We start from the raw sequence: 14,772 nt of genomic DNA on the forward strand, positions 1-14,772 counted from the left end.
ACCGACAGCCGTCAGGTTGGAATTCAACGCGATGTTGCCAATGGACGATAGACGGATTTCGGGCGTTGTTGTCGCTGAGACAAATGTGCTCGTGATCTCGCCTTCTAGCAAAAGATCAACGCCGGAAATATCGAGTTGGCCCGCCGTATAAATACGACCGCCCGTTTTGGTCACAAGAACCTGCCCCTGATCAGACGCCACCGTGATGAGCTGATCATCACGCAATGTCTCGACCGTGCCATTGATGACAACCTGATTTGTACCTGTAATCGTGATGCTACCGCCCGCATCCACCGTGCGGATTGTTGAGGTATCTTCGAGCACCAAACTCACCGCGTTCGTGCCACCAGACAAGATCACCTCGTCATCGGCCTGCACCAGACCACGGATTGTCAACGTGCCATTAGAGGCCAATTTGACATCATTGCCTGCGCCGCGCGCAATCAGATCCCCTTTGAGGACACCACTAGAGCCGAGGTCAAAGCCGATATCACCATCAAGCGTTTCCAGAATGCCGGTGACATCAAGGTTCACACCTTTGCCCGCCGCAGCATTGCCCGTGTTCATCACGATATTGGTGTGCGCACGGATTTTGCCCGCGATATACAGACCCCCGTTTGGTCCGTCTGGCGCGCCGATGTTGATAATGGACCCCGTTGCCGCCGCATCCATCGCAAACCGACGACCGGATGTCGCGGCAATGACCGTGCCCGAACCATCGCGCACCGCACCCGGTGTAGCATCGTCAAAGACGACACCAATGTCCGCACCATTTACCGTGTCGCGCTGCACACCTGTGCCCATCGATGAGGCCAAAACACTAACTTCGTATGGGCCGACCAAGCGAATACGACCATCGCGCAATTTTGCGTTGATATCGGGTGTCGTGCTGCCCGGTGTGTCGTTCGGCACAGCCGCAAGACCCGCGTATTGCGTCTGCAATGGTGGCGTTACAACGCCGTTGGGATCATCCGTTTGCACAACGGTCCACGTCGCCGCAGCCATCGCGGTATTGAAGTCGAGCAATAGGCTGTCGATGCTCGTGTTGTTCGCCGTATCAGCTGCCGCAATCGTGACAGCCGCCTCAATCGTATAGCTGACTTTATCAATCTGGATGATGACAGTGACGTCATCCTCAAGGATACCATCAGCACGATCCGCCCAACCACCGAGGACCAGTTCCTGAATGTCGCCCGGTGCGAGGATCGCGATGTCACCCGGTGCGTTGAGATTGATCTCACTGTTATCGCGCTCGGTTGTGATTTGTGCCGAGCCATAAAGCACAAGGCCGGTGCCGTCGAACTGGGTGTCTGACCCAACCGCGCCCGCAACCCGTGTATCGATCCCGCCAACAAGGTCGACCGACTTACCGGCCGTGATGTCCGTGCCGACAATGATTTGGCGATCTGCCTGCACATGGATCGTTGAATCCACATCATAGCGCACAACACTGCGGCCAATATATTTGCCAACGTTGTCGCGGATCATATCGCTACGACCCCCAGACACCAGCAAACCTTGCATGTCCATATCGCCCACACCGTAGAGGCGGATGTTACCGTCGGAATAGACCTCACCTGCGGCGCGGCTACGCGTGCCATCTTCGGCGTAATCCCAACGGCCTTCGGTCACGATTTCCGCAGCGGCATCGATGATCAGGCCCATGCCTGTTTGCGCATCTTGCCCACCGGCCACGTCAACCAAACGGCTTGCGGTCAAATAGCCGCCCGTTAGCACAACATCGCCCGCCTCATTCAGGGTTGAACCCCCGACGAACACGCGGCCTGTGCCCTCAATCTTGATGTCGCTATCACGACCCGACCAAACAAAGTCTTGTCCCAAGAACGCAGTGGAATCGGGATCATTCGGGTCAAGCAACCCAAAGGTCTGATTGAGGCGACCGCCGGAGGTGATGTAGCCCATCAATTCCATGCGGTTGTCGCCCGTGATTGTCACTGTCGAGCCTTGTCCCGCCGCGCCAAGACCGTAGGCCGTGATGCCGCCAGACGTATTGACCAAAACGGACAACTGGTTGGGGTTGAGCGTGGGCGCATCGCCCATTGTCGCGCCGTTCCAATGATCGTCCGCACCCGGGGTGCCACCATTGAGCGTCACATTACCGCTCGCTTGTAACCCTGATTCAAGACGGATTTGTTCGCCCGCGGTGACAACGATATCGCTACCACCATCGCCGTTGGCGTCAACGGCGTAGGAGACGCCCGACCCGACAGGTTTGCCGCCCGCAATAATAGCGCCAAAGATATCGACATCTTCGGCCCCTTTGACCGTGATATCCCCATCTGGAGCGGTCGTGCGGTATTCGCCTGTTGCAAAGATATAGACACTGCTGCCCTTGGCATCCGCGCGCGCGCCCGTACCCGTCAGAGCGTTACCATCGACATCGACACCGCCGTACAAATTCAGTTCGGTCGTTGCGGTCACGAACCCTTCGACAAACAAGAATTCATCAGATTGTAGCGTTAGCGATGCACCCACACCTGTGGCGTTCACATTGCCGCGTACAATCACATCCTCGTCAGAGCGCAAGATCATCGCCTTGCCATCACCCAAGCTGCTGATCGTCCCTGTGACCAACATGCCGTAGCCGCCAGTATGATCGACAAGGTAATGGTTCGGACTGGCATCTGCGATACCCGCAAAATAGCCGGTTTTGTTAAAGATCGCGTAGCGCGGGACGTAATCGTTGTTCGGTGTACCGTCTGGCAGTGTCGGCAACCCATAGACTGCGTTGTCGTATTTTTGGGCTTTCGACGAGAGCAACATATCACCCGATGCCGCGACAGAGCCGCCGAGCAAAAGGGCCGACTGGGACACGATGTTGATCGCGCCGTTGACGCCCGTAATAACCTCTTCGTCGTTGATATAATCGTTGCCGGCACGGGTTTCCGTGGCCCCATTCACAGCAACCACATCTTGCGACAAAATATTGATCGTCGCGTTGTCGGCCTCGCCCAAAATGCGTGAGAGCTCGACCAAGATAATAGGGCCGCCACTCTCAAAGTTGATCGTGGAATCCGCGCCGTGGATTTGCACCAAACCTGCGGTTTCAATGCTATGCGACGTGTTGATATTCAACGTTGCGCCATCGGCAAACGTCTCGATTGTAGCGGCGCTATCAATCTGAAGGCTCAACGGGCCAGCAATGTCTTGGTACAGAGTTTTGGTGAGATACCCATCAATGCGACCCGCATCGCCCGTGGCCCCTGTCAGAGTCAGGTCCAACTGATCTGTGGCCCGCAACCAACCCGTTACCACGGCTTGCTCGTCCACAATGATGTCGAGGGATTTGGCGAACAAACCGGAGTCTGCGCTGCCTTGGGGATCTTGGACGTTCTGGCTGCTGACCTGCATTTTGCGGGTACGAATGTGCAGCGTATTGTCGGGCGATTGGACATCCCCCTCGACAAACAACACGTCTGTGTACAAGAACGTCTCGTCGCGCAGCGAGGCCACGCGCGTGTCTGCTCCGCGCACAATTGGGCCGCTTTCGGGAACGAATTTCACCTGATCAGCGATCTTGATATCGCCAAGGTTCATCACGTTGTCGAGATTACGACGACCAATATCAATGCGTGCAAACCCATCTGCAACGGCGGCGATATCGCGTGAGGACAAGTAGTATCCCGGACGGTCAATCTGTTGGACACTGTCGTCGCCATAATCAACGCCGACTTTATCCTCTGCCGAGGTTCCCAGATAATAGGTCGCTGCATCTTTATGGGTGCGCAGCGTCAAAATCCCGCTACCGACCAATTTGTTTGCACCACTGGCAAGGTCGATATCGTCGCTCGTCAGACTGATAAAGCGACCCAATTCGAGCGTACGGACAAAACCGCTATCCAGTTTGAGCAATGAATCGTCGGCCACGAGGTCGATTTGCAGATCACCGTGCGCGACCTCAATCGCAACATTTGCGCGGATATTACCGCGGTTTTTCTGGAGAAGATCACGCCATTCGGCGCCACCGGTTGCACTATCGCTTACCCAATCTTCACTCGCTTCCCACTGACTATCAGCGGGATTTGCAGTGATCACATACCCTGGATTCTCAATGCTATTGAGCGCTTTTTCCTGTGTGAGTGTCAGATAATCGTCTTCGATAATGACAACATCGCCACGCCCGTGACCAGAGGTCGCAACCGTCAACTCGGCGATCCGCGTGAGGATCGGCTTATCAAAGCTGCCTACGGCATCCTTGGCCTTGACCATCAGATACGCACCTGCGCCCGCAATCTGGCTTGCGTTGGTGTTGATCAGGCTACCATCGGCCACCTGAATACGCATCCAACTGCTGCCATCGCTGTCTTTCGTCAGATCAGACGAGGACCAGATGTTTGCATACAATTCGACATCGGAGCTATCGCCATATGTGCGGAAATCCAAATCCCCGCTGTTGAGCAAGGTGATATCATGCAAAACTTTGATATCACGGATACTTTCCCAAATCACACCGTTCGCCATCAGCGCACTTTGCTGCCAGATGGTACGGGCAATCGCGCGCAATTCGGTGTTACCGAGATTCATCGCAGACTCGCCCGCAGCCGCGATAAAGCGGACATCACCACCCAAGGATTCGATGTGAGCGGCATCATAGGATGCGCCTTTGCCCTTGATCGTCAGGCGTTCCAGCAAGCTATCGTCATACGCGATGACTTCGCGGCCATTCACAACGCTGCCAAGACCCAAAACCAAGGCATCATCAACGGTGGTCGCGCGGGTTTGTTCGACAATGATCTCATCGAAATCACTGCCCGTTTCCACGATGTTGATCGTGCCAGTCTCACCTTTGCCAGACGAGCGATCCATGCGGATGCGGTAATCGTCCTCGCCCCCTGCATCGATGATATCTGTCTGCCATTCAGGGAACGAATTCACGTAAACCGTGTCCGACCATTCGCTCAAACGGATGGTGTCAACTGTCGTGCCCGAGACACGGATTTCCTGACCCGTGCGATTGTCACTGGTGTTCACGCCGCGCTTTGTCACCGTGACAGTGACGCCATTGGTCATCCGCGAATAGTCGAGAATGGTCGTCCCTTCGCTATCCGCGAAACGGTCCTCGTCAAAGTTGTCTTCGTAGATATAGGTGTCACGCCCGCCGCCGCCTGAGAGACGGTCGTTGCCTGTGCCGCCCGCCAGCGTGTCATCACCGCCACCGCCCGTGAGTTTGTCGTTGCCGCCATCCCCCACAAGAGTGTCATCGCCAAGCGCGCCGATGAGCGTGTCGTCGCCCTCGCCACCGGACATTGTCCATGCCTGCGATGTGCCAGACCCCGCGATGAATGCACCCGGTGTATAGACGCGCGTTTTGACTTTCTCGATCCGTCCTTGTCCGTGATCGATCTCTTCGACTTCGGTCTCAACCGTACCCTGATCGAAATAGCCGATCTGGATGGAATCGTTACCGTCTCCGCCAGCGATTGAACCGCCGCCCTCACGGGCATAAACCGTATCGTTACCGGCTCCCGTTGTCAGATCGAATGTCACATCGCGTAAACGGGTGATATCGACTTTGTCATCGCCCTCGCCAAAGTTGGCGACCACTTTTTTGATGCCTGTGTAGGTCTGATACCAACCGTCATATTCGACGCTCACCGAACCGCCAGATCCGTAGAGGCTCACCTCTTCGCCAACATCGTCAGTGCCAAAATACTTACGCGCTGCGGCACGGTCGCCAAAGTTCAACGTTAGAACATCGCCACTTTTCTCCGCCAAATACGGCTGAACTTTTGGCGCGTTGATTTCCAGATTGAACAGGTTCACACGGAACAATTCCGCGCGGTACAACGTGATCGTTTTGATCCACAAATCAAGTTCGACAAACAGGCTCGCAACAAAATCAGCGCTCATTGAGATGTTGAACAGGTTCTGGAACCCGCCGTTTTCATACTCATACATCGTCGCAATTTCGCTACCGCGAATGCGGCCGTCGCTGACGTAAGCGACGGATTCGACATAGCCACCGGCATTTTTCGTCAGGACCGATTTCTCGATATCTTGCAAATCAAGACCTGCGTAGAACTCGATCGCCCCGATACCGCCGCCCGAGATCGGACCCAAGGATGCGCCGAGTTTCAGGCCGATACTGGCGTCGATATAGAACTCGTCTTTCTCGTCGCCGCCCGTGCCACCAACGATCTTACCATTCTTAAAGGTCGGTAGAGTGAAGTCATGCACAAAGAACCCGTCAAGCGCGTCAAGCGGATCACCGGAATTAATAGCCTGACGGATACCATAGGTGTCATAGCCAAAGGCCAAATCAGCAATCGCACTAAACGACAAACTGCCGTCCACTTTGATCATCACCGGACCAATTGGCAGTCGCGCAATCGGCACATCAATGTCAACGCCAAGACCCAACAATGGCATCTCGTAAGTGAACAAGATGGCATCGCCGCCCGACATGATCGCCTTCCAGTTTTCGATGTCCTTGAGGTACTCAAGCATCTTGAAACCGGACCGCGGCTCATTGATTTTACCACCCTTCGCGGTCGAGGATGCACCCCCCGCGGACTTCGATTCAAGGTTCGCGAATTTAGCATCAAGATCGGACGGAGAGGCCGAGATCGTCGGTATGGCGCGGATATTACCCGCACCCAATCCAACGATATCACCCAATAGGATTTCGCCGGTGTTGGCCCACTCTTTGAGCGTATCGGGCAACTCATGCATAAAGATTACAGCATCAAAGAACGCTTGCGGAATCTCGGGCTTGCCCTTGAGTTTGAGCATCCCGTTGATCAGGCCAAGTGGTGTCGGCTTGATACCCGCACCTTCGATAAAGTCGAGACCATTGATTGGCGTGATCATCATTTTGACGAACGGCGCCATTGGATCGAGGATGCCGGAAATCTGCTCGGAAATTGGCAATAGGAAGTCATCAATCAGCGAACCAACATCGATGCGCAAATCGACCAACTCAATGGTTGGCTCGACCAAACGTTCGCCGTAACTCCAATCCCAATCAATGATCAGGTTGGCCCGCAATTTCGGCATGGCTTTGACGTCTTTAACCGACAGCTCCGCCTGCAAATCAATGGAGGATGTGACGTCAAACCCAACATCAAACGTCTGTGACGGGGACTGTGAAAACAGTTTCGTGACGGGGAGACGCCCGCGCGCATCGCCCACGATATCGACACCCAAAACGGCGCTCGCACCGCTGCGGTTGCCATCAGGCATTGCATCAATCACGGTCGCGTCAAGGAACAGTAAGGTACCGTTTGCCGTAAACGGATTGCCGTTTGTCCCTTGGAGATAGGCGTCCGCCTGAACGCGGATCTCTTTTGTGTCGTCCGTGTTGGTCTTGAGATAGAAGCCCGAGGAGGTACTAATCCCAAAGCCGAAATCCCACGCCCAACCCAGATCAAAGGTAAAGCCACCGTCGATATCCAAGCTAAAGCCGGGAATTTCGAAATCGAGCGGAATGTCGATATCCGCCGCGAGCAATTTCATGCCCATGTCCATATCGATCTGGATCGCGTCCGCCGCCGTTGGTGGCAGATCGCCCATCACCCAATTGGACAGAACCACGCCATCACGATCGACCCACGCGATATCGATATCGTTGACGTCGACAACACTGTCACCGTTTTTATCGAGAATAATATCTAGGCCATCTTCGCCAAACAGATCCCAAAGCGACGATTGTAGAATTGGAATCGTGCCGCCCTCGGACGACAATTTGGCCCGCAAATCATCAAGGAACCCAACACGCACATCACGCACAAAGTTACCCGCGCTGGCCATCTTATCGCCAATCACCGGAATATCGCGCGACAGCTCACTGGTCATCAAATCCTGAACAACGCCCAAGGCGGAATCCACACCGTCCAAAATACGTGACGGATCGGCCAACATCCCAAGCAACGAAAACTCGCTAAGGAAATCATCCATAACGCCTTGGACATTAGGCACTTTGATCTCGATGACTTTGCCTTGGACCAGACGTCCCGCAGCCATATCAAGAAGGCCTTGAACGCCGGTTGGACCCGTTGTCGCCGTAAAGCTGCTCAGCGCAATATCGGGCAATGACGGAACGGACAGGCTCAACGGCAAGTCCATGCCCATTGCGCCCTCAATCTCGTAACCAATGTTGTTGGAGAGACGTTCCGGACCGATGTAGAAACGGCCATCGTCAGCAATCGTGCCGCCGCGCTGATCAAGTGTGATCGCAAATGTCGCGTAGTCGAACGTGCTGGCAAGCCCGTCACGGTCAATCGCCGCCCAACCGTTGGTCACACCCAAACGGGCCGGACCCGCCTCAAAGCCAAGTTCAAGATCCTGACCTGCCACACGCAAGCCAATGCTGGCCGCCGTACCGCGCGCTTTTTCTGCCGACACGGCAACTTCGCGTTCGATTTCAACGTTTGTAAAGGTTGGCGTGGCCTCCCCCTGTGCGATCTCGCTTTGCGCACCCGCAAACAGCTGAACGCTGACGCCAAGCTCGCCTGACAACCAATCTTGTAGCGCTACAATCTCGGACTGGCGACGACCCGCCAATTGGCCCGCGCCGTGAACATCATCAATGTTGTCTTGTGTGTCAGACCCTTCGGTCGGGGTGATCCAATAGGTATCAACCTGTGCCGAAATCGTCGTAACACCGTCCCCCTGCGCCCCAACAACGGCGCGGAAATCAGACAAAATGTCCGCCTTCATCGCATCGTCAAGCACGCTGGAGCGATTGCCAAACACCACCGATCCAAACGCCGCAACAGATTGGGTTTTGATCCGTGTGGGATTGTAGTCGTAGAGGAAAAACTCAGGTCCATCCGCCGCAAGACGGATTCCCGCCTGCACTTTGAAATTCACAAACGCGCTCAGATTGATTTTACCCGCCGCGCCTGGGTTGATCACATCAGCGATATCATCAATGAAATCAAACCCCGCAAGCGCATCTGGTCCCGCAATCGCCGCAAGTTGTTGAAGATCAAGGCTAAAACCAAAGTTCTCTTCGAACACCGCGCCAAGGTTCAGATGGATATCAAGGGCATCACCATTGAGGCTCAGCGCGAAAATCTGATCGTTGATATCAAGTGTATTATCATCGGTAACGCCCAAAGCGTCCTCGATAATTTTCTCAACTTCGCCAATCGCACCCGCCGGATTTGCCGCGGCTGTTTCCAGTTTGGCGAGGAACTGATCCACAAACGGGAACACATCCTCAAGGGACCGACCAACGACAGGCATCACGACCGTGTAGAACGGCTGATCCTCAATGGCGTCACGCACAAATTCAAGACCCTGACGGGTGCCCGAAATGATATCTTCGAATGACAAGTCTTTGAAATCAAACGCCGAGCCAAGATCGGGAAGCACGACCACGATGTCATTGGCCGCCACAACACCGTCCGCGACCAAGGTCGCTAGATCAACCGGATACATCGGATTTTGATCGACAACTTTGAGTGTGCCAGGTGCAAAAAGATCCTGAGCAGAGAGAGACACCTCGATATTCGGCGCCAATGGAATATCGGAGCCAAGGCCGGGATCGACAGACAGACCACGCAATTTGGCCGAGGCACGTCCGGTCAGGTCAAAGTTCAGATCAGACGCCGAGATTTCGGTGAACCCAAATCGCTGATCTTGCGGATTATTCGTGCTTGGGTCGCGGTCAAGTGTAACCCCGACCTGTGCCGATAATTCAAAGCCTGATCCAGTACCAACACCGCCCGCTGTTGCCTTGAGCATACCAAGCTGAAGCCCGACCTCGAGGTCATCGATGTTGAGAGACGCGCCCGCGGTCAGCGAGACGTTTTCAACACCAAGCGTCAAACTGTTTTCGCTTAGCGTATAGCCAAGGTCAGTGACCCCATCCGCCAAAGTGCGATCAAGCGCGACAAGGTGATCCCCGCGCAATCCGACAATCGTGTATTTTTCACCGTTGAGATCAAGTCCGTAGCCCACCATCGAGCTATCGAACAAAAACGTCTCGTCAGAGAACAGGTTGCTACCGGCGGCGACACTCCCGTTTTGACCCAGATATGTCCGCCCGTCGAGATCGGCAAAGAACGTGACAGAGCCCGCAACATGCACGGACAAACTGCCCTCGGCACTCGTCGTCAAGCTCACCGTGTCGCTTCCCAAATCGAGATTGAGCGGCACTTGCACCGGCGTCAAATCTTCGGAGAAGGCAAACGGGATACCAAACGAACGCTCGATGGGATCGAAATAGATTTGTAGACCCGCCGGCAAGACGCCAGACGCATTCACCGCCGCCATAAATTCTTGTAGCGTGGTGATCTGTTCGCGCGCCTCATGGAGTACCATGCGGAACGTGCCAGACGCCGCAACAGAACCTTTGATAATCAGGCTGTTCGCATCGAGCAGACTATCAATACCATAGGTGCCAATTTCCGTCTCGACCCCCGCAACCGTTTGATAAAGCGTGATTTGACGATCGTCGATCAGGTTTTGGGTGAAGCCCCCAACGGGGTTCAGCAATAGCGTGACCGCCTCACCATTGATCTGTCCGGCCTGAACATTGACCGATGAAACCTCAAACAGATCGATACGCGGCTTGTCAAAATCGATCTTGTTGTAAACGTCACGTTCAAAGCCTTCGCCAAAGGCGAGCACTTGATCAAGACCCGTGTCGAGGAACGGCAAGCTATTTGCGAATACCTCATTGTCTTGGACCGATTGCAACGTGTCCACAAAATCGGGGAACATCAGGATCAGGTCGACAACCGAGAGGTTGCTAAAATCACCGATGGCGTCGAAATCTTGCGCGGCCCACGTGATATCACCCGAGAACGGATTGCCCGTGGCAATCAGGCGCGGCGTTGCACTAGCCGACAGATCAAGACTGCCAAGTTGCGCGTAAATTGGAAGGTCAAGGATCAATTCATCCTTGGTCTGAACCACGGACATGCCCGTCGTTCCCTGACGGATTTCACCCGCCAACGCCAAACTCAACGTGCCGGTTTCGCGGTCCTTATCACCAACGCTTACGGCAAGTGGGCCAAGAGCGGCGGTGACGTCAATGTCGTCCACACTGGCGGTCGCATCAAACATCAAACGATGGAGATTGAATGTGCTAGTGCCAGTGCTCCAGTTGATATCGAGATCAAACGCGACATCAAGCGCGACATCAATTTCGGCCGTCACAGTTCCATCGATCGACAGGCCGTAATCTTCGGCCGCTTGATCAAGTTGCAAGGTGGCCTCGGCCCCCACATTGAACGTGTCGTCAAAGCTGATTTTGATACCGTTGGACGTGGTCACCAGTTTTAGCGCATCACGCGCCACACCGATTTCAGGCAACCAATTGTCTTGGAGGAACCCAAGCAACCCGCGAAGTGTCGGATTGCCGGCTGTTCCGTAGTCAGGCAACGCGAGGCCCGCAAAGGCATCGGATGTATTTCCCAAATACCGCTGCACATAGTCGCCAATCGACAACAACCGATCCGCGCCTACGATTTGCGAAATGGATGATCCGATGACCGGCAATTGCACGGCCAGAGGGTTGGTGTTGATATTGTTACCGCCATCGTCAAACTCGGGGCTAATATCCGCTTTGAGATCGCTAAGCGTTACGCCAACCGTATCCACAGCATCATACAGAATATCCGTAATCAATGCGTCCAGTTCACCAAACTCGATTGCGGGCGCAACGACACCCTCGCCAAAGCTCATGGCGATATCAGTGCTGATCCCGTTGGCATCGATCAGACGTTGGGTCCGCTCAATGGCAAAACCCAGCGTGTTGGCCGATAGCCCAACGTTCCCTTGCATATCAATGACAGGCGTGTCGATGATCGCCGTGGCAAACCCATTGATGGCGAACCCGCTTTGCCCCGTTGCGTCCGTTCCGAGCAACACGAACATCTCACCGTTCTGAAGACCCGCAGAACCGACACCATCCACCTCAAAGCCAGCCGCCACATTCGTGACACCAACCATAAGCATAGAACGGTTGTTCTGCCGCACTTGCTCAATCGCGAAATCTCCGCTGAGCGTGGCCATCCCAAGAACATCAAGATCGGCCGAGCCACTAATACGGATGTTGTTTTGCGTATCAAACGCCGCCGTCAAATCACCGTCTAGCGTCACACCGTCAATACCGGTCAGCGCGGCAGAACCGCTAATGGTGCCACTGCGTGTTCCATCTGCATTCAGATACAGATCGCCCGAGATCTCGGACAACGTGAGACCGACATCGCCAACGTTCATACCCATTGTGCCGTCTTGCGCAGTCACAACCCAACGATCCTGTGTCCCGACACGATTGGCCTCTTGGGCAATCGTAAAGGTGCCTCCGACAAACGCATCCCCCAACCGCAGACGCGCGTTTGCACTCACGGCAAGCGTCTCTTGGTCAAAATCAAGGACAACGTTGTGTGTCGCATCTGTTTCGACGGGCAAGGACAAGACGGCATCAGACCAATCAATCGTCGGTGCGCCGCTCAGGGCCGCAACGCCGCCGACCGTGCTAAGCGTCTGGTTGACGCTCAGTGTTGCGTCTTCGATATTGGCAAGAGCGTAGCCCGCAATCGTGGCATCCCCGAGCATCGCGCTGGCGCTGATCCAACGGCGCGCATCAACGCCCGCATCGACCACTTCGGTCGACACCGCGGCCAAGACATCAAAATCATCAAACCGCGCACCCAATGCACCGCCCGCGCCAATGGCGCCGGACGCATCAGCGCCCCCGATCAACACCTGATCGACCACGGCCGCAGTGCCATCGCTCAAAACAACGCTCTGATCGTCGCGCAGCTCGATAAACAACTGTCCTTCGGCCTGCATCACGCCGCCGACATCGACGGACATCTCACCGCGCAAGCGGGTTTCGTTGTCAATCAAATCGACATCGTAGAGACCTTTGCCCGTGGACACAGACTCGCTTAGATCGTCGCCCCAACGGTTGAGGGTTACCTGTAGCTGATCGGCTGTGATCTGCACCGCGCCACCGGCGTCAAACGCAACATCGCCCTCGGCTTGGACCGCATAAACGCTGCCGATCCCTTGTTGATCCCGCAACAGGACCGCCCCCGCGCCATTGCTCAACTGTGCGTTCAACCCACCCGCTGTCAGTGCGCCGGACACCTCGTTGAGGCCAATCCGCACGTCCGTTGTGTCGAGGCCATTCACCTTGTGGTAGGTGATGTTCATCGCCAAGCCGCCCGTGAGACTGCCCAAACCGTCGACGCTCAATGTGCCTTGGTCGACAATCAACTCGCGCTGTTTGGTCCCGTCCGCAAAGGCAACGTTATACGTGGTGTCCCCGAGGCCCGCAGGCACATCAAAATCGACGGCGCGGCCCAAATCGTTGACCGCAATGGAGCCCGTAGCGGAGAGCGTAACCGCGTCACCAAACCCTTGTAGCGCGACTGCGCCTTCGGCCTTGAGGGCAAACCCCGCAGTGGAACCCACGGCATCAGGTGTGCTTTGGGCGCGCGAAATGATCAGTCCAAGAGCAGCATCACTAAGCGTTGCCCCCGCAGCGGCCCCGCCAATATAGCCATTCACGCCGGTGGCCCCGACCATCAAATACTCAGGCGCCTCAGGGGCCGCACGCGAAAGACCCGCAACGGTCGCCGCAAAATCGACACCCGCAAGCGCGTTAACCCCAACCAGATGGAACACACCATCTGTTGCAGTGGCATGCACAGCGATCGCACCGGCACCGTAAACCAACGCGCCGCTATCATCCGTGAGAGTGGCAAGGGCCGCCGACAGTGTCGCACGCAAGTCACTCGGCGCTACCGCAGTAAGATCGATCTGATCTTGCCATGAGGTTTGTCCCACAACGCGCAACGCCAAGGTATCGGCAAGCCCGTCAGGCAGGTTCAGCGTCAGTGTTTGAACTTCGCTAAAGCGCAACTTGGCAATGGCACTTTGTGCCAAGGATCCGCCAAAGGTGACGTCAAATGTGCCCGCTGTGGCACCCGCCGCAACGCTCACATTACCCTTGCCAATGGTGGCAAGTCCCTCAAGCGCAGTTTGCACCTGTGCCGCTGTCGCATCGCCCGAAAGCGGCGCCGTAACGGCAGAGCCAAAGGCCAACGCAAATGTGTCGCCACTTGCCGGAAGTGTCAGGCGTTGCTGTTCGGACGTTGTCGTCCCTGTCGCGGTCTGCGCCAACGAGGCGGTCGGCGCGCGTTCAAGCTGCGTAATCGTCGCCGTCATCACAGGCACATCACGCCCAAGCGCGGCCCCTGTAAATTCAACCTGCCACTTATGTGTCCCGTTGGACGCCGTGACCAATGACACATCTGCATCGCCGCCACGATCGCCGTACACCGTCCCACCCGCGGTGGTCGCCTCACGGATCGCTTGTGCAACACTGGCCGCACTCGCATCGAACGCAAGCCCTTCGGTTTGGAAGGTCTGGTCAAAGACGCGGAATTCAAGCGTGAACAAGCCGTTCAAACTATCGTCGTAGAGATCAACCGCCTGAACCGTACCCGACCCTGCAACCTGTCCAGAGACTGCGGTCGCGGTCGCGGCAACCCGCACAACGCCCGACATCACCGAGCCATTGCTTGCGGTCGTAAATGCATTCGCTGTGAGAGATGCCGGTGCGCGCGCGCTCTCAAACGTGATTTTGAACCCTTGCGAGGTCACACCACCCGTTGTTTTGTCAAAGACGACTGTTGCCGCGCCCTTGCCCAATTGAGCGTCAAGCGCCTCTTGGATCGCAACGCCTTGGCGGTTTTTGTCCGCGATATAGCGGATCGAGTTTGTGGTTCCGTCCGCGCCCAAATCCAATGTGAACTTAGCCCCTGACACGCTCGTAATTGAGGC

Annotated in this window: 1 pseudogene; it reads right to left on the reverse strand. The window is 55.6% G+C overall.

Annotation, left to right across the window (positions count from 1 at the left end):
• A pseudogene (locus ACTG34_RS11900) lies at nt 1–14,772 on the reverse strand (hypothetical protein); the annotation flags it as partial.

It is taken from the genome of Celeribacter marinus (assembly GCF_965656515.1).
GTDB lineage: Bacteria > Pseudomonadota > Alphaproteobacteria > Rhodobacterales > Rhodobacteraceae > Celeribacter > Celeribacter marinus_D.